Here is a 19,539-nt window from a genome sequence, read left to right on the forward strand (position 1 = left end):
AATCTCCCCTAAAAGCGCAAACTGAATTGGTTTACAAGCTACTGTGATGGAAATGGGGCATTGGGGAGCCACTACTGAACGCGAATGTGTCTCCCTTAGGAGTAGACGGGTTTCCCTTATCTAGTTGGCGTTCGGGCAATGCCCAACTTGTACTCCTTTGGAGAACCCGTAGGGTAGCAACTGGCATCATGGGGGTATGAGCGTTTGTTATGAATTTGATTTACTTTCTTTTGCGTTCTTCTTGGGGGATGGTAGCGGTAGCGATCGCTACCGGATTCCTGAGTGGTGGTAGTAGTGCTGGCTTGATTGCCCTAATTAGCCGTACTGCTAGTAGCAGTTCCCCTTCCCGGCTGACATCCATAACTTGGGGTTTTGCGGGGCTGGCAATAGTTGCACTGATTACCAGTATCATTTCCCAAGTGATGCTGATTCGCCTTTCTCAGAATGCTGTTTTGCAATTACGGATGCGTTTGAGTCGTCAAATTCTCGCTTCCGAGTTAAGCCATCTGGAACGCCTAGGGAATCCTCGATTATTGGCAACTCTAACAGAAGATATTCAGGCGGTTGCCAATGCTGTTTATCAGTTGCCTTTCATCTTTATTAATCTAGCGATCGTCTTGGGTTGCATAGCATATATAACTTGGCTCTCTTGGTTAGTACTGCTGATGGTTTGTGGTGTTACAGTAGTAGCGATCGCTAGTTGTCAGTGGCTACTCAACAGAGGCGGGAAATTGCTAGCCCTAGCTCGTGAAGATGAAGATCATCTGTTTAAACATTTTCGCACCATTACCGAAGGAGTCAAGGAACTCAAGCTAAATTACAGGCGGCGTCAAGACTTCTTAGAAGAAAAACTGCAATCAACTGCTAACGAGTTCCGTGATCACAACGTTAACGGTCTAACCCTTTTTGCCATAACTTCAAGCTGGGGTCAACTCGTATTCTTTTTTGCCCTCGGTTTTGTCCTGTTCGCGCTGCCTAATCTGCTTACCATCAATCCTCAAACTCTCTCTGGCTACATTTTGACCTTGACTTATTTGGTGTTACCAATGGATAACATCATCAGCAAACTTCCCCTATTAAGCAAAGCCAGCATTGCCTTGCAAAAAATAGAGTCACTGGGTTTATCTCTAGCTAGTCGAACTGAAATATCGACTGTTCCACCTGCCCTAAAATCTGACTGGCACAGCTTGAAATTTAAAAGTGTTACCCACACTTACTACACAGATCAAGAAGACAATAGTTTTATCTTTGGCCCCATCGACTTAACATTTTATCCTGAAGAATTAGTCTTCATTGTCGGCGGAAATGGTAGTGGTAAATCTACATTAGCTAAACTAATTACTGGACTTTATATCCCTGAAAACGGCGAAATTTGGTTTGATAGTGAGTTAATTAGCGAACAAAACCGAGAATGGTATCGCCAGCATTATTCCGTGGTATTTTCCGACTTTTATTTATTTGAAGAACTTTTGGGATTACAAAATTCTAACTTAGATACTCAAGCAACAAAATATTTAAAACAACTACAACTAGACCATAAAGTTAAAGTTGAAAATGGGCAACTTTCCACCACTGCACTTTCTCAAGGACAACGGAAACGACTAGCCTTACTCACAGCCTACTTGGAAGATCGACCAATTTATCTATTTGATGAGTGGGCAGCTGATCAAGATCCAATATTCAAAGAAATATTTTATACTAAACTACTCCCAGAACTGCGATCGCGGGGTAAAACAGTGCTGGTGATTAGCCACGACGATCGCTATTTTCATTTAGCAAACCGAATTATCAAACTTGACTATGGACAAATAGAGTACGACAAAACTTAACCCAAGCGGATTGGGGTAAACGACTTACTTATTTGATGAGAATTGCAACCTCCAGCTCCCTAACAACTTTTACGAAGTCGGGAAGCTTCTTTCTCACGAATGATTCAGGATTGCTATAGTTTTATTCAAGTTAAAATCTGAAGGTAGTGCGGAGCCAAGCAACTACACTATCAGGATTGTCAGCATTAAAGTCAGGTGCAGTAATCCATATTACACCGGGCGTGATCGCAATATTGTCACTAAGTTGATATTGGTAAAAGCCCTCAATATGTAAGGAGGTATCTTTGTCTACTTGACCAAGGCCCGCTCCTAAATTGATGTTCTTACTCAGAGTAGTCAACTTTGGCTCCATGCCCACAAAAATACCTCCCAAACTACCTTTGTGGAATAAATCGGGAAATGATAGTCCGGCACCCCAGTTCCAGACTTCTGCATCACCGCTCCCTAAGTAACGGTGCGCGGAATAACCTACCCATCCATTTAATGCCACAGATGGATTAATCCGATAAAACGCTTCTACACCATAAGTATTCGCTAAAGTTCCTCTTCCAGCCACGGTGCTGTTTGCTAAGTTACTGCCGATGACTGGGCCAAAATTTGTGCCACTTATACCTGTAGTGTTTGGTGGACTATAAGTATTGGCGTAAGTCAAAGCTAGCCGGAAATTACTCTTGGGGCTAGTGTATAGTAATTGTCCTAGAGCTACATACCTGCCTGCAAATAAGCCATTATTGTCTGTAGGATTGTTACCGTTAATCGAGGTGTACTCCAACCCTAATTGAAATTGTTTACTAAAGTCATGGAGAATGGCGATTCCGGCTCCGGTATCACCGTAGTCATAGACCATATTTCGCCGCGAATATCGTGAGATCCCATTAGCTGCTGACCCTTCAAAATACGGATTGATGGTTCCACTTAAACCTAGTTCAAAGGCTCCATCAGACTGAGCAAAAACATTAATTGCAGTATTACTACCAGCTAAAAAACGATAGCGGAGGCCAGAGAGGAAAAATTGATTGTTGGGAAAAAGTGGACTGGCGTAATCAGAAGTTTTGCCATCATTAGTTCCAAGTGTTCCACTTCTTGTTCCTCCGGAAGCGGTAATATTTCCTCCTGTGAGTGCTATCCGCAGTTGATCTGTACCAGTGAAACTGGTGTTTAAGCGCAAAATAACCCGGTCTTGAAATGTGAAATTGTGAGGGGCGGGTTGCTTGGTGACGACGTTATTGCCTGCTACAATTCCTCCAATCACAGTCTCAACTTCACCAACAAGTTTAGTTGTGGTGGAAAACTGCTGTGCTTGAAGAGTCGCTGTTCTTGCTTCCAACGAATCCACTTTCCCCCGCAGTTCGGCCAGTTCTGGCGCAAATTGATTTTGGAGTTTTTGCAATGTTTCTAAATCTTCTTTTCTCAGCAAATCGCTGGTTCCTGCACTCACCAACTCATTGATTCGAGCCAGTGCTGCATTTAGTCCAGCTGCAAACTCATAACGAGTCATTGCCCCATTACCTTGAAAGGTTTGATTGGGGTAGCCTGCAATCACCCCATACCGTTCCACTAAAGATTGCAAGGCTTGAAACGCCCAATCAGTAGGTTTGACATCTGATAACTGTGAAACAGAAGTTACCTGTTCCATTGCTGTATTGTCATCTGGCGATCGCACTTGATGCCTGCTCACTGTGGGATTAGTAGTTTTAAAGGTAGGTAATGGTATAGGTGAGAGTAATTGTGAAATAGGTGTAACTTTCTCAACCACATAATTGTTGCGATCACGAAAAAATACAGGCAACTGCCCAGAAGCAGGAACAAGGGTGGTATCACTCACAGTAGATGCAACAGATTCAGGTATATTAGCCTGACTTTTTGCAGGATCAATAACTGAGATAATTGAAATATTTACCAAAAAAAGTAAGCACAATCTAAATCTAAAATTCCAGCGAACAATCGACATGACTCCTCAACCTTAAAAGTGAAATAACTGACTAAAAATTGAACAGCAAAAGCCGCAGAAATATTTATCACAATACTTCTGCTTAAATGCCAGATTATTAACTAGCAAAGATTTAGCTGGCTATATATCTGAAATCTCAGATTTTCAAACCAGCAATCCAGTGATTGAATATGAAAGGAAATAAAATCGCATCCGATTATTTTTTATTTAAATACTGTAAAACGATAGAGTTACAGTATTTTAGCAACTTATTTTTGCATAGAGATTTCTAAAATGCAAGTATCGTTACTTTAGAACAGTAAATTTTAATTCAAGATTCGCCATGCCCAAATTGCCAGCATCGTACTTGTAAGAAGGTGCGTTCCCTGATTTACACAGCACTATTTTGCGATCATTCTGGCAGCGAACAAGACTAAGGTGGTTACTTTGCGTCTGAAAGGTAAATAACACTAGTACCGCAAGGCGGAAGTCAAAAGTCAAAAGTCAAAAGTCAAAAGTATTATGGAATAAGCTCTTTAGGGATTTTAAATGGTTGCTCTATTTACGCCGTGGCGTACTAGTAGCTGTAACCCGCAAAATAATCGCTTTCCTCAACAACACAGACATTGTTAAGAGTGATGTTTATAATGTCAATTGCTGTTTAAAAGTTAACTACGTACATAATCTCTATGTCATTCTTGTGTCAATCTTATCTCAGAATAATTTTTTGTATAAAATAATTATCTGTAACAGCAAAAAATTGTCAGGCTTTTATCAAGTCATATCTTCTGCCGCGCTAGTCGCCAAAAATTAAAACAAATTAACTCAACTTTAAAGGCCAGCAGAACAGAGTTATTCCACTTCGCTGATTACAGAAAATCAGGTAATCGCTTTGAAGCTTGGAAAATAAATCAAACCAGAAATGCTGATTTTTTGGTTGGTTCTTAACCTTGGTTTTGGTCAAAACTAATTTAGATGCGATCGCCCTGCTTGTCTGTCCGATCAGGACAATCGTCTTTACTAGCAAGCGCATTCACATTTTTGACACAATTATGTAATAGGTTTGTCAAAATCATGTGTTATACATAGTTGAACACAATATCAATTAATTATATAAGGTAGGTAATCCCTGTCTTTTTTTATAAATTCTTTGGGTACAATCAAGTAATTTTGTCACATTTTTGACATTAGCTAATCATAGTGCCAATACAAAGTGCAGTATTTAATTCCTTAAATGGGGTTTTTGTCAATAGTCATTTATATGCGCTTACCCTGAGCCGAGCAACACCATTACAAGCGTCCATAGCAAAAATTCAATATCTCAACAGTCATCGATTAAGAAGTTTATACAGCAATCTGGAATTATTCGTGAGAAAATTTTGATCGTTTTTCTTGAGTGAATAGCAAAGCGATCGCTAAAGTAATTGTTCAGAGATATCACCACAGCCTATTCCCTGGCAATAACTATATCGTTGGACTTAATAACGGCATAAGCCTCTTTCCCTTCAGACAAATCCAACTCTTCTACCGATACTCTGGTGATAATCGAAGTTAACTCAACTTTGTGAATAATCTCCAGCGTCACCTCACTATTAACGGCTCCAGTGACAACCCGTTTAACAACACCCTTAAGAATATTGCGGGAGCTAACTTTGAGTGATTTCTTTTGAATACTAATTTCTATCTCAGGCTGTTGAGCGTAAATATCTTCCTCTTCTGTGTTTATGGTTGGTTGCGAGTTGGATGGTGAAGAGTGTTGATTAAGACCACGTACCAGTTCCCGGAGAATCTCGGTCTTGGTGCGCTGAGACTGGCCGCAGAAGTCTTCCAAAATCTTCCGCTCCTCTTCTGAGGTTTGGAATGTGACCCACCCTTGTTCTTTTTTAGGCATAAATTTACTGATATAGTTGGGAAAATATTGGTATTATTGTTACGATTCTACCTAGCATCAATTTTAGAAAAAAACCTCTCAAGCACCTTTTTTATGAAAAGAAGACAAATTCTTGGCTTCCTGGGTATAGCAGTTGCAGGCTTGCTGCTGGCAATTGGTTTACCATTGGCTACTCCTTCTCCTGTAATAGCACAGTCAAACACCAGCATACTCGTATCCGCAGCCGCCAGCTTAAAAGAGACACTAGAAGAAATTAAGCCTCTATACCAACAAAGTAAATCAAATGTCAACATTACTTATAATTTTGGGGCTTCTGGTGCCTTGCAGCAACAGATTGAGCAAGGTGCGCCAGCGGACATCTTTATTTCTGCTGGCAAAAAACAAGTGGATGCTTTAGAAGAAAAAGGACTTTTAGTACCAGGTAGCCGTACTAACCTAGCAAATAACCGTTTAGTCTTAATTGTGGCTCAGGATGTTGTTGGCATCAGCAGCTTCTACAATTTAACAGATAGTAAGATTAAAAAAATTGCGATCGGTGAACCCAGGAGTGTACCTGCTGGGCAATATGGGGAGCAAGTCTTAAAGAAATTGAAACTTTATGATCGAGTCAAGTCTAAATTGGTCTTTGCTAATAATGTGCGTCAAGTCTTGGCAGCAGTAGAAAGTGGCAACGCCGAAGCTGGTTTAGTTTATGCCACTGATGCCAAAATCTCCAACAAAGTAAAAGTTGTAGTCGCTGCTGACGATAAGTTTCACTCACCGATTGTCTATCCAATGGCAGTAATTAAAGGCAGTAAAAATATTCCCGCAGCCAAAGAGTTTATCGAGTTTTTATCTGGCAGTCAAACCAAGACTATACTCAAAAAATACGGGTTTATTGTAAGTTAGTCAAAAGTCAAAAACCCTTTTATTCTGAGTAAAAAATGTGTAGGGTGTGTTAGCGATCGCGTAACACACCGAAAGCATCCTTAATGGTGCGTTAGGAACGGAACGCACCCTACAAAAGTTAGACTTTATTAAAAAATCCATCAGAGGACTTTTCAAATATCCTCTGATGCTAATCCTCTAAGAAGCTGCGGACTGTAATTTTTCTAGTCGTGCCAGCACTTCTGAACTGTGAATGCTTGGGTTGACTTTCACAAAAGTCTCGCGCAAGATGCCTTGAGGATCGATGAGAAAACTGTGGCGCATCGATAAGAAGCCGAGCCACGAACCGTAAGCTTTACTCACTGAACCATCAGTGTCAGCCAACAGCGGGAATTTTAGTCCCTCTGAATCACAAAATTTGGCGTGAGAATCAATGTCATCAGCACTTACGCCAATAATCTGGGCGTTTTTTTCGAGGTATTGCGGTAAGTCTTGCTGAAAACGGCGAGCCTCTATAGTACAACCAGAGGTGAAGTCTTTAGGATAAAAGTAGAGGACTAACCACTTACCGCGCAAGTCAGAGAGGGAAATTTTGCCATCACCTGTATTAGTTGGCAAAGTAAACTCTGGTGCGGATTGATTAATTGCAGGAAGTTTACCACCAAGAGCATCAGCAGCAGGGGTAAAATTCAGCCAGCTGATCATAGAAATACAGCTGACAAATAATATGCTTAAAAAAGTGCGGCGGGAAATCATAGTGCAAACCAGAATTACAACTTTACACAAGTTTACAATTCTTAGTTGCTACTAATCTCACTCTGAGTGAGATTCGGGAGGGGTATCTGTACTTTCGATGTATTGGCTATCTAGGAGAAAGGCTCCCTTAGCGAAGCGAATACCCCAATATCCACCGGGACGGCGGTCAATGACTATACCTTCCTCGCCAATGTTAATCACATCGGGGGGGCGAAGCATGGGCATAGGTTCAGCAGTTTTGACGTAGGACGGTAGTGCCACAACCCGGACTTTACTACCAATAGGGAATTCTTTAGACATTTTGAAACAGCTAGGAGTTATGAGTTATATGATGTCCGGCAAATCACCCGTAATATGTGATTGCGACTGAAACGACGCAATCACAGGGTTTTTGGGATTGCTTCCCTTCTCTACGAGACGCTCCTCGAACGTTCGCAATGACGGTTATTTAAGCGGACTTGATATTAATCAAAACTCATAACTCCTAACTTTTACTAGGGGTTATGCAATTTTCTATTTTGGTGTGAAGAAAGAGGGAAAGGAAAAGGGGAAAAAATTTCATCCCTTTTCCTCATCTTCTGCAAGAAGTCTATTAATTTTTGACTATGGAAAACAATGCCTGGACATCAGTCAAGGGTAAGTGCCATAGGAATTCTGGTTACCAAGTATCTGGGTCAAAGCCCCAGACTTATTAACTATTTTTTGAAAGATTATTATTGAGGATTGCCTTGTTGACGGCGCGAAGGGGCATTTTGACGGAATTGCTCCATTTTTTGCCGCTGTTCGGGGGTTAAGACTGCTTGAATCTGTTGTTTCTCAGACTCTCGGATTTGTCGGATTTGGCTTTTCTGTATTTCACTCAGATTTAAGTCAGCAAAATCACCTTTTCCACGACCATGATGTTGACCTGGTTGCCGTTGACCTTGACCGGTTTGTCCCTGAGCCTTACGCGCTTGCCACTCAGCCCGACGCGCTTGTTTCGCTGCCTCTAACTTGGCCTTTTGTTCTGGGGTGAAAACTGCCTCCATTTTGGTGCGGCTATCGCGGCGAATTGCCTGAATTTGGGTTTTTTGGGTATCTGTTAGATTCAAGTCTTTCCAAGGGCCCCTTTCTTTTTGTGGACTTTGTGCAAGTAACACGGGTGAAGGAGAGGCTGTTTGGGCGTCAACAGCAAAGGAGGTTGCAGTTAAAGTTAAGGCGATCGCTCCAGCGACTAGCGATAATGCTTTGAGTTTCATTACTTATTTGGTGGGTTTTTCCTGGTTGGATGCCACTATCATAAGAACTTATCTTCAGTAGTTACATGAGGAGAAAGTCATGGTTTTACCCATGACTTTAGTCATGATGGAATTTTAACAAATTTAACTGACAATAAATAATTAGGGGTTAAGAGTTAGAAGTGAGAAGTTATGAATAATGCAGATTTTGATTATGATTAATTTATAAATCCTTATTTAGTGTATTACTTAACTTTTTCGACATTCCACTTACTCTTAATTGCTCATTCCGCGATAGATTTGAGCATCTGCTGAAGTTCTAATCGCCGGATGCCGCTCAAAAGTTCTAAACTTCTAACTCCTAATTCCTAACTCATAACTCATAACTGGAGTGAAGCAACTGATGAATCATCCAATTGAAATTAAGAAACATCCTTTTCCATCTCTACTTTATCTGGAGTGGATACTACTGGCAATTACTGCATTGACAGCAGTTATACCACCTCCGTTACGGCGATTTGGTCCTAAACCTCCAGAACTATCAATTTGTGGTATATTTCCAGACTTATCAATTTGCAATCTCTTGCCAGAACTGTCAATTTATAGTCTAATTATTTTTGCCTTAATGGGCTTAAGATTACCCAAAAGTAATCAAATAACTAAGGTAATCTACACAGTACTTCAAATTATATTGATTTTAACAACTGGACTTTTTGGTGAAAGATTTGCTCGCCTTTTCCCCGTTCTCTACATAATTTTAGTGACTCGTAGTTGCTTAATTTTTAAGTTACCTGGACGTTTATTCGTAACAAGTCTATCATTTACATTATTTCTATTTACTACACAACTAAAATACCAGCTATTCAATTATCAAGCATCACCACAAGCACAAGAACGAGCTCGTTTTTTTAGTTGGAATTGGTCGCTAACATTTGGCTTAAGTTTAGTTTTTGTGGTGTTGATGATGAATGCAGTATTATCTGAACGGCACAGTCGAGAAAAGCTAGCGATCGCTAATGAAAAACTCCGTCAATATGCCATGCAAATTGAAAATCAAGCTACCTTGGAAGAACGTAACCGCATTGCTCGTGAAATTCATGATTCATTAGGACATTCTCTGACTGCTTTAAATCTGCAATTAGAAACTGCTTTAAAATTGTGGCAATCTAATCCAGGTAAGGCTGAAACATTTTTAGCAACAGCCAAAGAATTAGGTTCAAAAGCGTTAAAAGATGTCCGTCAATCTGTTTCTACTATGCGTTTTAATCCCTTACAAGAGCAGTCTTTAGAACGTGCGATCGCTAGTCTTTCAGAAAGTTTTCATCGCTCCAATGGCATTTTACCAATTTATCAAATCAATCTGGAATCTTCTCTCCCACCTGAAATAAACACCGCTATTTACCGGATTACTCAAGAATCATTGACAAATATTTCTAAATATGCATATGCAACAGAGGTTAAACTAGAACTTACTGAGATCAGAGGAAATTTACGATTGATAATTCAGGATAATGGTAGAGGTTTTGATTTAGGGCAAAATACTACTGGTTTTGGACTTCATAGTATGCGCGATCGCACTTTAGCACTTGGAGGTGAGTTTAATATTAATAGCACTCCTGGCTCTGGTTGCAAAATTACAGTTAATATTCCTTTAACAAGGTTGACATGATGATTAAAGTGTTGTTGGTAGATGACCAAGGTTTAATTCGTCAAGGATTAAGAGTGTTATTAGAATTAGAACCAGATATAGAGATAGTGGGAGAAGCAGAAAACGGTGAACAGGCGATTAATTTGGTTGCTAAATTTCAGCCAGATGTAGTATTGCTGGATATCAGAATGCCCATTATGGATGGAGTTGCAGCTACACGAGAAATTCAAAAACGTTTTGCAAAAACTAAAATTTTAGTACTGACGACTTTTGATGATGATGAATATGTGTCAGCAGCCTTGCAAAATGGGGCAATGGGTTATTTATTAAAAGATACGCCCTCGGAAGAATTAGCTGTTGCTATTCGTGCCGTTTATAAAGGATATACTCAATTAGGGCCAGGTATAGTTAAAAAACTATTGACTCAGTTTTCTCATGTTGCACTAACCCAATCACCGCCTGTACCATCTAGTTTAGCTGAACTTACTCCTAGAGAAAAAGAGGTTTTGCGGTTAATTGCTACAGGCGCTAGTAACCGAGAAATTGCCCAGCAACTCTACATTTCTGAGGGGACTGTGAAAAATCATGTTACAAATATTTTAAACAGGTTAAATTTGCGCGATCGCACTCAAGCTGCGATTTGGGCAAATACATATTTATCTTATTTGAATGAGCCAAGTTAAATAATTCGTAATTCGTAATTCGTAATTTTAACCTCAAAATTAGCTGTAGCGGCTGTTTCCAATATTTTTGGCAAACGGGCAGCTTTTGCTGAAACGACGGTTAGAGCTTCCACTGTTCTAGAGCTTTTACTCTAAACTCCAGCAGATCATCTTCTAATTATTTGCGCCTAACTACTGAAAAACTTAAATTTTTTGCAGCCTATTTAAATAATTCCAAACATTCATTTTTAAAACGTCTTTTGTGACTTTAATATTCCTAAATGACTTAGCGATTACCTCTTCACAAGATATACTAATTTGTGATTGATTTACAGTGATTAAATCTTGAATTGAAGCACCATATACAATTTCTGATAAACCACTCCAAACACAAGCAGTTGCACACATCGGACAAGGTTCGCCAGTTGTATATATGCTATAACCTTCTAAAGAAGGGTTTTTAAGTTTAGCTGTTAAACTACGAATGACGTTGATTTCCGCATGGGCTGATGGATCGTTGTCTCTCCTTACAGTATTATGAGCTACTGCCATGACTTCCTTATCTTTAACAATCACTGCACCGTAAGGCGCATCGCCTTTTTTTGCTTCTGCCAATGCTAAATGCATAAAATATTCTGGGTTCATATAAGCTGGGGTTAACATAAGGATAATGATTAATAATATCGTATTTCTAATGCTATAACTTGGAATTAAGATTAGTTAATGGTCGAATATGTTACTGAGCAGACAAGAAACAGAATTTTACTTAACAGACCTAGAAACACCATTAGGTAAAGCGATTAATTTAACACTTGCTGCGATGGTGCTACTATCATCAGGAATTTTTGTGGCAGAAACTTATAATATTCCTGATTATGTGCGGTTTCAATTGAATGTAGCCGATACTGCGATCGTTATCATCTTCGCGGTGGAATATTCACTCCGTCTGTGGAGTGCAGAAAATAAAATTAAGTATATTTTTAGCTTTTATTCGATTATTGACTTAATGGCGATTTTGCCATTCTTTCTAGGAATGGTGGATATCAGCTTTATCCGCCTACTGCGATGGTTTCGGATTTTACGATTAATCAGATTTATAGATAGAAAATTTTTATTCGCTACTATCAGCACCGAAGATGGCATGATTTTTGTGCGAATCTTATTTACATTATTTGCAATTGTTTTTATTTATTCTGGCTTAATTTATCAAGTAGAGCATCCGGTTAATCCTCAAAATTACAGGACATTTTTTGATGCATTTTATTTCTCTGTTGTCACAATGACAACTGTGGGATTTGGCGATGTTATTCCAATTTCTGAATTAGGGCGTTTGCTAACAGTACTGATGATTTTCACAGGAATTGCGCTGATTCCTTGGCAAGTGGGGGATTTAATTAAGCGAGTGGTGAAAACTGCTAATCAGGTAGAAACAGTTTGTTCAGGTTGTGGTTTGGCTTTCCACGATGTAGATGCTGGGTTTTGTAAAAGGTGCGGGACTAAGTTACCTAGTCGCAGGGTTGATTGAGAGAGTAAGTGGTGGCGCTGAGGGGGCGTAAATTTTAGTATGTGCTACAAAGTCCAGACGCGATGAACCGCCAAGCAACGATCGCAATTTGGTTTCGGTTATCAGAGCGATCGCTACCTGCATAGCAGAGATATATAGTTGTCAAATAATGGCGTGCCAATTACAGGTTTTCATTTACGCTAAAATAATCATTCTCCGGTAGCCGCTCAGGAAAGAGAATATAACCAATGCCTAACCTCAACCTCATTTCAGAATATAAAAGCTTTGGTGGCAAACTCGGCTTTTATAGTCATCCCTCCTCAACCTGTAACGGTGAAATGCGCTTTGCTGTTTATCAACCACCCCAAGCAGCTCAACAACCTGTGCCGATTCTCTATTTCCTCTCTGGTTTAACTTGCACTGAAGAAAATTTTATGGTGAAGGCGGGGGCGCAGCGCTACGCAGCTGAGTATGGCTTGATGCTGGTTGTGCCAGATACTAGTCCTCGGAACACAGGTATTCCTGGTGAGGATGATGATTGGGACTTTGGTACAGGTGCCGGCTTTTATGTTGATGCTACAGAAGAACCGTGGGATCAGCACTACCAAATGTATAGTTATATTGTCCAAGAATTACCTGCTTTAATTACCGCACACTTCCCAGTACAACCGGAGAAACAAGGTATTTTTGGTCATTCGATGGGGGGACATGGAGCCTTAGTTTGTGCAATGAGAAACCCGAATCTCTACAAATCAGTATCAGCCTTTGCGCCGATCACTGCACCCATGCGTTGTCCTTGGGGACAAAAAGCATTCAGTCGTTATCTTGGCAGTAATCAAGAAAGTTGGCGTGCTTATGATGCCAGTGAATTGGTCAAGCAAGTGGGATATCATAGTCCAATTCTCATTGATCAAGGGACTGCTGATCAAGTTTTAGTTGAGCAATTAATGCCAGAAGTGTTTGAACAAGCTTGTGCAGATGTTAAGCAACCCCTAAATTTGCGTTACCAAGAAGGCTATAACCACAGTTTTTATTTCATAGCTAGTTTTATTGAAGATCATATCCGCCACCATGCGATCGCTTTATTAATTACAGCAGTTTTCATCTATTTCAACCCCACATTTCTATAGGATTCCTATTTGATTGCAATTTTCATATATTTGAACCACAGACGTAATAATCGAGGACATTTGGATTTGATCACATAATTATGTCATTGCGAGCGGAGCGTGGCAATCCCAAACCTTTGCGATTGCTTCATTCCACTTCGTTGGATACCCTTCGGGAACGCCAGGGGCGAACGCAATGACATATCGTAAGTGATTTACTGAACTTGATATAAGTCCTAACTAAGTATGAATTTGCTCTGCCTCTAATTTAGAACCCTTGTTTGTAGTGGCAATTCATGAATCGCCCTTACGAGAATCATCTGATGGGAGCAAAACAAACTATTTTGTGAATTAAGCAGTCACAATATCAGGCGAGTCAATCGCCGCTACACTGCCAGCATCTACCAAGGCTTGGTATACCATCGCCGCTACCTCAGCGCGTGTAGCATCGCGGGTAGGATTAAGTTGTTTGAGGTTCGGGTGATTGACGATAATCCCTTTGTTTATAGCTTTTACTACCTCATCCTTGGCATATTCAGGAATCTTTGCTTGGTCATCAAAAGCTTTGATAGTTGCTGTACCATCACCAGATAACTTTAATCCATTCACCAGTGAGACAATCACTTGCACACGCTGGATATTTTTGTTGGGGGCGAAGGTATTGTCAGGAAAACCAGAGAGAAATGAACCTTGATATGCCTGCTGAATTACCTTGGATGCCCAGAAGTCTGCTGGTACATCTTTGAATTTGATCACAGGGCGGTTTGGCGATGGGTTGAAAGCTTTTACCAGTAATGCCGCGTATTGCGCCCGTGTCATCGTCGCATCGGGTTTAAATGTGCGATCGGGAAAACCATTAACTATCCCCAATTTGACTAATTCCCGAATAAACCCACCTGCCCAATGATTACTAATATCGGTTAATTCGATACTAGGAGTAGGCGTGGGCGTGGGCACAGGAGTAGGAGTAGGCGTGGGCGTGGGCACAGGAGTAGGAGTGGGCGTGGGTGTAGGTATAGGAGTGGGAGTGGGTGTAGGTATAGGAGTGGGTGTTGGCGTGGGCGTAGGAGTGGGTGTAGAAGTAGGCGTGGGTATTGGCGTAGGAGTGGGTGTAGAAGTAGGCGTGGGTATTGGCACAGGAGTAGGTGTGGGAACTGAACTATCTGCAAACTCTACATTTCCCGTGACTTTAGACGCATTTATTTTATTTCCCACAGAAACCAGCTTGTTGGAACTGGCATTTTGCAAATCAAATTTACCGTTATTTTGTAGAGTATTGCCGCCTGGATTATTAGTACTGCCGATATCCGGTAGGGCACTTCCAATTACTGTGATCCCATCGTCAGTGTTATTCTCACTGACATTGTTACGCAATACAGGACGAGTACTGCCAGAGATGACAATTCCAGAACGGTTTTCGGAAATTTTGTTATCTCGAAGGGTGGGTGAAGCAGTATCACTAATAGCAATGCCAAAACCTGTTTTGAAAAAGGTATTACCTTGAATTTGACCTTTGGAATTTTTAGCGATCGCAATTCCATTGGCTGCATTTTCACTGAACACATTACCTAGAATAACTGGGTTAGCATCGCCTGTAGCAAATACTCCCTCCCGCTTACAGTTAGTGAAGGTGCTATTAGCAACAGTAGGGGCAGTTGATTCAATCCAGACACCACTACCACGGCTAGCCAGATTTGTTACAGTCACCCCCCGGAGTTCAGCTTTATCCAGCAGCACAAATGTGACATTCTGGGCAGCAAAAGTACGGCTCAGATAGCTACCACTCCCTTCAATCAAAATGCCATTGCCTTTATTGGTTTCATTACCCACGACTGTCACGCCAGATGCAACCGTTAGCGGAAAGACTTCCCCGCTACCAGCATTGTAATTACCACCTGCTAGTTGAATCTTGGTGTTATCTGTAGCTACTTTGAGGGCTTGGGTAATAGTTTTAAACGGGGCTTGTTGGCTACCAAGGTTGGTATTGCTACCTGATACTGGATTTACATAAAAAGTCTGAGCCATATTTATACTTCCAAAAAATACATAGCTATCTTAGCGCTAACCATGAAAGTGAGTAGCAGTTGATGCATTAAGTTACTTAAAGTACTTGTCACTGCAAAGTTAAAAATTATGCCAGTGCTTTTGAGTTTTATTAGTACTCAACAACTCAAAATTGCTGGGTGGAGAGTGAGGAGTTAGGAGTTTGAGGTTTTGTAGGTTTTGAGGTGGATGAACGGAGTTCTAGGGTAAGTAGAACGGTGTAAATAAACCGCGTCCACGTTGAAAACTGTAGTTCTGTATGAACAGAAAAACCCTCATCCCCCAGCCCCTTCTCCCAATATCGGGCTACGGTGTACACACAAGTCGGAAAAACTTCATCCACCAAAGATTTGCGGTTCAGCAGCGTTCTTGGTAGGGTTTCCCAGAGCAGGCGACTGCTGTTAGCGCAGGGTAAAGCCTGCGGCATGGCTTCTCTTCTCTACGAGAGGCTCCGCCAACGAGACGCTGCGCGTAGCTTGCTTCCCCGCAGGGGTACGCTTAGAGCGACGCAGGAGCGTCTACCCGTTCGCGTAGCGTCTCCGATAGGAGAATGGTGCGTTACGCTGGCGTGACAAAGCTAAATTATTGCAATCATGGCGATGCCTGCGGTTCTTGCTAGCCAACGCATTTGTTATTTCGGCGAACTCATTTGTTATTTCGGCGAACTCATTTGTTATTTCGGCGAACGCATTTGTTATTTCGGCGAACGCATTTGTTATTTCGGCGAACTCATTTGTTATTTCGGCGAACTCATTTGTTATTTCGGCGAACTCATTTGTTATTTCGGCGAACGCATTTGTTATTTCGGCGAGCGCATTTGTTATTTCGGCGAGCGCATTTGTTATTTTGGCGAACTCATTTGTTATTTTGGCGTCTCCATAACGCACCCTACGAAACAACTAGAAGAGTTGAAACCTATGCTGGTCATACTTGTGTGTACACCGTAGCCCAATATCGGGAGAAGGGGAGCCAGAAAGAAGTCCCTCTACCGTTCTTTTTGCGTGTATTCTCTAGCAGCTAAATCAAGAGTATTTTGTCTGATAATTGTGCCTATGCTGATTTCTTCAGTAGCCAATTGAACTACCCAACTCATGTCTATTTCTCGTAAAATACTTATTAATTGTAGGTAAATTGCTTGGCATTCTTCTTCATTCATAAATTGCTCTGTCCTGAAATTATGAATTATGAATTATGAATTAATATGAAATATTCCCCGCTTGAAAAATCTGTTGCACAGTTAAATTTAAATCTGGAGATGTTGGGGACTGGATGCGGTCTGTACTCCTAAACTTGCTAACTTGATACTCACCTTCATCCAAAGAACAAACTAAGATAGTAGGTTGTTTTGGTTTGCCAATAAACTCCCTACCGCCTAAAGCAGCATAATCAACAATCCAGTATTCAGGAATTCCCATCTCTTCATAATCCGCGTATTTTTTGAGATAATCATCACGCCAATTCGTACTAACAACTTCAACAACTACAGGAATTGATGCGGGTTGACTAACAGTAGATTCTTTTTTCCACAGAGGTTCGTTTATCAAATTAGGACGATTCAACAACAGTACATCTGGCGAGTAACCTGATTCCTTTTCAAGTGGTTTGACTAGTGCTGTCTTTGGTATGAAGTAGGGGAGATTTAAACGGATACATTCTCTAGTCAGTTCAAAAGCTAAAAATCCTGTTATTTCTTCATGATCTCCTACAGGTTGAGGCATTTTAATAATTGTTCCGTTGTGCAATTCATAGTGCTCATTCTCTGGCTTCCATTTGACAAATTCTTCAAAAGTTACGATTTTTGGTAAAGCTTGAGTCATTTTCGAGCCTCCAAAATTTTGGTTAATGATTTAAAGTCAAATGTGTTCATTACTAGCTAGAGGTAGATCAAGTAATAACCTAATTATTAATTTCCAACAACCCAGGCGGTGGCGTAATTTCAATGCGATTAGATGGCAAGTCTACCACTGGTGCGATCGCTTGCACAAATGGAATCAAAACAGTCTTTTGCTTTTTGTCAGTAGCAAATGATTCATGCAACTTCACTTCTAACAAATCATTTCCCGCAGGAATGATATCTACTACCGTACCAACGAGTTCGCCAGATGCTTGCATGAAGACTTCCAAGCCAATTAAATCGAGGACATGATATTCATCTTCGCTTAATTGGGGGCGATCGCTTGCTGGCACCATTAACTTACAACCACGCAACGCCTCCGCCTGCTCGCAATTTTCCACGCCAGCTAATTTGATCACAAACAAGTTTTTGTTACTGACATAACGTCCTGTCAATAATTCGATTGGTTGTGGTTCTGTGTCACCTGAACGCAACAACCAACGTTTTCCCGGCACCTCAAATCTTTCGGGAAAGTCAGATACAGGATAAACCCGTAATTCTCCAGATAATCCTTGAGGCGCAACAATCTTACCAATTTCTAGCCAATTATCGAGATTGGGGACTGGAGATTGGGGATTGAGGATTGGGGATTGAGGACTGGACTTTTTTGATTTTCCTCTTCCTCCTCTGCTCCTCTGCGCCTCTACGCCTCTGCTCGCTATCTCTTTGTTAGCTTCTTCGTGTTTCATTTCCATTTTCCCTACTAGGCAGTCACCGCCGCACCTTTATAAGCTTCTTCAGCCACTTTTGCCAAACGTTGCATAGCAGTGGCAATCTCCTCATCGCTGCCGGTGAGGCTGATGCGGAAGCATTGATGCTTGTGCGCCCACTCTTCCTCTAAACCAGGGAAGAAGGTACTTCCAGGGACAATAATCACACCTACTTGCTTGAGTTGCTGGTAAAATTCCCAGTCAGTGATGGGTAGATCCTCTAACCACAACCAAGCAAAAATTGCTCCTTCACCACGATGGAGAAACCAAGGTAAATTCTTGGGCATCGCTTCTTCTAAGCTGGTTTCTAAAACGGTAAATTTATTTTGGTAAAAGGGACGGATGACACTGTGAGAAATTTCCACTAAAGCACCAGAATTGATTGCAAAAGCAGCGATCGCTTGGCCGTAACGTGAAGAATGGAGACTCATATTTGCTTGGAAACATTCCAGCGCCTCAATCCACTTTTCATCCCCAATGGCAATACCAATCCTTTCTCCTGGTAATCCGGCTTTTGATAAACTCATGCAGTGTAAGATATTATCACCAAACATTGGTGTCATTTCAGTAAAGTTCAATGCTGGGAAGGGAGGCGCATAAGCCGAGTCAATTAACACGGGCAGATTGTAAGGTGCAGCCAGGGCAACAATCTTTTTCACCTCATCATCAGTGAGGACATTGCCAGTGGGATTACAGGGGCGAGAGAAGAGGACACAACCCGTGTTTTCTGTAATCGACAGTTGGCTGAAGTCGGGGCGATATTTAAATCGGTGGGCAGCTGCATCAATATCAAGAGTCGGTTTGTGGGCGATTAGGGCTTTTGGAACTAAGCAGATACCACCGTAACCTGTGTAGTCAGGACAGAGGGGCAAAACAATTTGTTTTAACTCGCCGCTGGGAGTGTAGCCACCGAAGGTATTCGCAGCGTAAAAGTAGAGGGTTTGACTGCCAGGGGTGATGAGGATATTGCGATCGCTCAAGTTTAACCCGTAGCGTTTGTTAAAATCATTGACGATCGCTTCAACAAATGGTGCATAGCCCTGACTTGAGCCGTAGCGACAAACTACCTCACCATATTCTGGACTAGCGAGAAGTTGTGCAGTACAATCCCGCCATAACTGCTCTACCTCTGGCAAAATCAACGGATTACCAGCACTCAAATTAATAAACTCCTGCCCTGCACCCGCTCGTAATGTCTCGATAATATCCTTCATGATTGCTCTTACGCCGGTCAGGTTGGACATTTGAGCGCCAATTTGAGTTAGGGCAGGGTTCATAAGCTGTGACAAAATGTATTAACTGAGGGGTGGACAAAATATTTGGGGGTTGCTGCTGACACCAAGTTTACATCGTTGGCAAAACAGCTGTTGCCGCCTTTAACCAATTTAGCTACAGAATGATATTTTAACAAAGTGCTATTTATCGTTATAGAGGCGATCGTGCTTACTAAATACGATGAAGTGATACAAAAGTTTATCA

At 41.2% G+C, this 19,539-nt stretch carries 19 protein-coding genes and 1 pseudogene; 7 read left to right on the top strand and 13 right to left on the bottom strand.

Annotated features, from left to right (window positions below; translation table 11 throughout):
- Positions 1 to 209: 209 nt before the first annotated feature.
- Entirely contained in the window at positions 210 to 1,829 is a 1,620-nt protein-coding gene (locus V7K49_RS31040; protein WP_335209072.1) for a cyclic peptide export ABC transporter, read from the top strand.
- Between the two features lie 130 nt (positions 1,830 to 1,959).
- Here V7K49_RS31040 and V7K49_RS31045 read toward each other — a convergent pair whose 3' ends face one another.
- Both V7K49_RS31045 and V7K49_RS31050 read right to left on the bottom strand, forming a co-directional pair.
- The gene (locus V7K49_RS31045; RefSeq protein WP_442948709.1) at positions 1,960 to 3,780 is read right to left on the bottom strand and encodes an iron uptake porin; all 1,821 of its coding nucleotides are present in this window, start codon (positions 3,778 to 3,780) and stop codon (positions 1,960 to 1,962) included.
- Positions 3,781 to 5,206: 1,426 nt separating this feature from the next.
- Complete coding sequence (locus V7K49_RS31050; RefSeq protein WP_273764357.1) at positions 5,207 to 5,650, bottom strand: TOBE domain-containing protein; 444 nt, start codon at positions 5,648 to 5,650, stop codon at positions 5,207 to 5,209.
- Positions 5,651 to 5,743: 93 nt separating this feature from the next.
- On the opposite strand from V7K49_RS31050, the gene modA reads away from it, so the two are divergent.
- Positions 5,744 to 6,538, top strand: coding sequence for a molybdate ABC transporter substrate-binding protein (gene modA, locus V7K49_RS31055; protein ID WP_334866084.1), 795 nt, complete (start codon positions 5,744 to 5,746; stop codon positions 6,536 to 6,538).
- Positions 6,539 to 6,715: 177 nt separating this feature from the next.
- Here modA and V7K49_RS31060 read toward each other — a convergent pair whose 3' ends face one another.
- From V7K49_RS31060 to V7K49_RS31070, 3 genes are all read right to left on the bottom strand, one after another.
- On the bottom strand, positions 6,716 to 7,273 hold the full coding sequence (locus tag V7K49_RS31060; protein ID WP_334975309.1) for a peroxiredoxin: 558 nt from the start codon (positions 7,271 to 7,273) through the stop codon (positions 6,716 to 6,718).
- Between the two features lie 57 nt (positions 7,274 to 7,330).
- Positions 7,331 to 7,573 carry a regulatory protein SipA gene (gene sipA, locus V7K49_RS31065; protein WP_334866080.1) on the bottom strand — a complete coding sequence of 81 codons (243 nt, stop codon included), beginning with the start codon at positions 7,571 to 7,573 and terminating at the stop codon, positions 7,331 to 7,333.
- 413 nt (positions 7,574 to 7,986) lie between these two features.
- Positions 7,987 to 8,511, bottom strand: coding sequence for a Spy/CpxP family protein refolding chaperone (locus tag V7K49_RS31070; protein WP_335209076.1), 525 nt, complete (start codon positions 8,509 to 8,511; stop codon positions 7,987 to 7,989).
- Positions 8,512 to 8,893: 382 nt separating this feature from the next.
- Here V7K49_RS31070 and V7K49_RS31075 point away from each other — a divergent pair, with 382 nt between their 5' ends.
- Positions 8,894 to 10,159, top strand: a complete 1,266-nt coding sequence (locus V7K49_RS31075) for a sensor histidine kinase (protein WP_335209077.1) — start codon at positions 8,894 to 8,896, stop codon at positions 10,157 to 10,159.
- Positions 10,159 to 10,821, top strand: coding sequence for a response regulator transcription factor (locus V7K49_RS31080; RefSeq protein WP_335209221.1), 663 nt, complete (start codon positions 10,159 to 10,161; stop codon positions 10,819 to 10,821). The genes V7K49_RS31075 and V7K49_RS31080 overlap by 1 nt, the downstream gene beginning before the upstream one ends.
- 199 nt (positions 10,822 to 11,020) lie before the next feature.
- Here the strand turns inward: V7K49_RS31080 and V7K49_RS31085 are convergent.
- Positions 11,021 to 11,445: pseudogene (locus tag V7K49_RS31085) on the bottom strand (nucleoside deaminase).
- Positions 11,446 to 11,533: 88 nt separating this feature from the next.
- Here V7K49_RS31085 and V7K49_RS31090 point away from each other — a divergent pair.
- Positions 11,534 to 12,325: an ion transporter gene (locus V7K49_RS31090; protein WP_334866074.1), complete on the top strand. Its 792-nt coding sequence runs from the start codon at positions 11,534 to 11,536 to the stop codon at positions 12,323 to 12,325.
- A gap of 34 nt (positions 12,326 to 12,359) precedes the next feature.
- On the opposite strand, the gene V7K49_RS31095 is transcribed toward V7K49_RS31090, so the two are convergent.
- The gene (locus tag V7K49_RS31095; protein WP_335209078.1) at positions 12,360 to 12,485 is read right to left on the bottom strand and encodes a hypothetical protein; all 126 of its coding nucleotides are present in this window, start codon (positions 12,483 to 12,485) and stop codon (positions 12,360 to 12,362) included.
- Positions 12,486 to 12,552: 67 nt separating this feature from the next.
- Here V7K49_RS31095 and fghA point away from each other — a divergent pair, with 67 nt between their 5' ends.
- Positions 12,553 to 13,434 (top strand): S-formylglutathione hydrolase, encoded by an 882-nt coding sequence (fghA, locus tag V7K49_RS31100; protein ID WP_335209079.1) that lies wholly within the window; start codon positions 12,553 to 12,555, stop codon positions 13,432 to 13,434.
- Positions 13,435 to 13,764: 330 nt separating this feature from the next.
- Here the strand turns inward: fghA and V7K49_RS31105 are convergent, their stop codons facing one another.
- Both V7K49_RS31105 and V7K49_RS31110 read right to left on the bottom strand, forming a co-directional pair.
- Positions 13,765 to 15,438, bottom strand: coding sequence for a DUF1565 domain-containing protein (locus V7K49_RS31105; RefSeq protein ID WP_335209081.1), 1,674 nt, complete (start codon positions 15,436 to 15,438; stop codon positions 13,765 to 13,767).
- Positions 15,439 to 15,583: 145 nt separating this feature from the next.
- Positions 15,584 to 15,883, bottom strand: a complete 300-nt coding sequence (locus V7K49_RS31110) for a hypothetical protein (RefSeq protein ID WP_335209082.1) — start codon at positions 15,881 to 15,883, stop codon at positions 15,584 to 15,586.
- 166 nt (positions 15,884 to 16,049) lie between these two features.
- Here V7K49_RS31110 and V7K49_RS31115 point away from each other — a divergent pair, with 166 nt between their 5' ends.
- Entirely contained in the window at positions 16,050 to 16,403 is a 354-nt protein-coding gene (locus tag V7K49_RS31115) for a hypothetical protein (RefSeq protein ID WP_335209084.1), read from the top strand.
- A 38-nt stretch (positions 16,404 to 16,441) separates the two neighbouring features.
- Here V7K49_RS31115 and V7K49_RS31120 read toward each other — a convergent pair whose 3' ends face one another.
- The 4 genes from V7K49_RS31120 to V7K49_RS31135 form a co-directional block, all read right to left on the bottom strand.
- Positions 16,442 to 16,612, bottom strand: a complete 171-nt coding sequence (locus tag V7K49_RS31120) for a hypothetical protein (RefSeq protein WP_335067097.1) — start codon at positions 16,610 to 16,612, stop codon at positions 16,442 to 16,444.
- Positions 16,613 to 16,652: 40 nt separating this feature from the next.
- The gene (locus tag V7K49_RS31125; RefSeq protein WP_335209086.1) at positions 16,653 to 17,273 is read right to left on the bottom strand and encodes a Uma2 family endonuclease; all 621 of its coding nucleotides are present in this window, start codon (positions 17,271 to 17,273) and stop codon (positions 16,653 to 16,655) included.
- A gap of 79 nt (positions 17,274 to 17,352) precedes the next feature.
- A complete protein-coding gene (rimM, locus tag V7K49_RS31130) occupies positions 17,353 to 18,039 on the bottom strand; it encodes a ribosome maturation factor RimM (protein WP_335209088.1) in 687 nt (228 codons plus the stop codon).
- 14 nt (positions 18,040 to 18,053) lie between these two features.
- The gene (locus V7K49_RS31135) at positions 18,054 to 19,337 is read right to left on the bottom strand and encodes a valine--pyruvate transaminase (protein ID WP_335209089.1); all 1,284 of its coding nucleotides are present in this window, start codon (positions 19,335 to 19,337) and stop codon (positions 18,054 to 18,056) included.
- Positions 19,338 to 19,539 lie beyond the last annotated feature (202 nt).

Source organism: Nostoc sp. (assembly GCF_036919675.1).
Classification (GTDB): Bacteria; Cyanobacteriota; Cyanobacteriia; order Cyanobacteriales; family Nostocaceae; genus Nostoc.

Bases quoted from the DNA above. Each gene is read 5' to 3' on its own strand.
- sipA (WP_334866080.1), bottom strand. From the start codon at position 7,573: ATGTCTAAAGAATTCCCTATTGGTAGTAAAGTCCGGGTTGTGGCACTA.
- V7K49_RS31075 (WP_335209077.1), top strand. From the start codon at position 8,894: ATGAATCATCCAATTGAAATTAAGAAACATCCTTTTCCATCTCTACTT.
- V7K49_RS31060 (WP_334975309.1), bottom strand. From the start codon at position 7,273: ATGATTTCCCGCCGCACTTTTTTAAGCATATTATTTGTCAGCTGTATT.
- V7K49_RS31090 (WP_334866074.1), top strand. From the start codon at position 11,534: ATGTTACTGAGCAGACAAGAAACAGAATTTTACTTAACAGACCTAGAA.
- V7K49_RS31050 (WP_273764357.1), bottom strand. From the start codon at position 5,650: ATGCCTAAAAAAGAACAAGGGTGGGTCACATTCCAAACCTCAGAAGAG.
- V7K49_RS31070 (WP_335209076.1), bottom strand. From the start codon at position 8,511: ATGAAACTCAAAGCATTATCGCTAGTCGCTGGAGCGATCGCCTTAACT.
- V7K49_RS31040 (WP_335209072.1), top strand. From the start codon at position 210: ATGAATTTGATTTACTTTCTTTTGCGTTCTTCTTGGGGGATGGTAGCG.
- V7K49_RS31125 (WP_335209086.1), bottom strand. From the start codon at position 17,273: ATGACTCAAGCTTTACCAAAAATCGTAACTTTTGAAGAATTTGTCAAA.
- modA (WP_334866084.1), top strand. From the start codon at position 5,744: ATGAAAAGAAGACAAATTCTTGGCTTCCTGGGTATAGCAGTTGCAGGC.
- V7K49_RS31110 (WP_335209082.1), bottom strand. From the start codon at position 15,883: ATGCCGCAGGCTTTACCCTGCGCTAACAGCAGTCGCCTGCTCTGGGAA.
- V7K49_RS31115 (WP_335209084.1), top strand. From the start codon at position 16,050: ATGGCGATGCCTGCGGTTCTTGCTAGCCAACGCATTTGTTATTTCGGC.
- rimM (WP_335209088.1), bottom strand. From the start codon at position 18,039: ATGAAACACGAAGAAGCTAACAAAGAGATAGCGAGCAGAGGCGTAGAG.
- V7K49_RS31080 (WP_335209221.1), top strand. From the start codon at position 10,159: ATGATTAAAGTGTTGTTGGTAGATGACCAAGGTTTAATTCGTCAAGGA.
- V7K49_RS31135 (WP_335209089.1), bottom strand. From the start codon at position 19,337: ATGAACCCTGCCCTAACTCAAATTGGCGCTCAAATGTCCAACCTGACC.
- V7K49_RS31045 (WP_442948709.1), bottom strand. From the start codon at position 3,780: ATGTCGATTGTTCGCTGGAATTTTAGATTTAGATTGTGCTTACTTTTT.
- V7K49_RS31120 (WP_335067097.1), bottom strand. From the start codon at position 16,612: ATGAATGAAGAAGAATGCCAAGCAATTTACCTACAATTAATAAGTATT.
- V7K49_RS31105 (WP_335209081.1), bottom strand. From the start codon at position 15,438: ATGGCTCAGACTTTTTATGTAAATCCAGTATCAGGTAGCAATACCAAC.
- fghA (WP_335209079.1), top strand. From the start codon at position 12,553: ATGCCTAACCTCAACCTCATTTCAGAATATAAAAGCTTTGGTGGCAAA.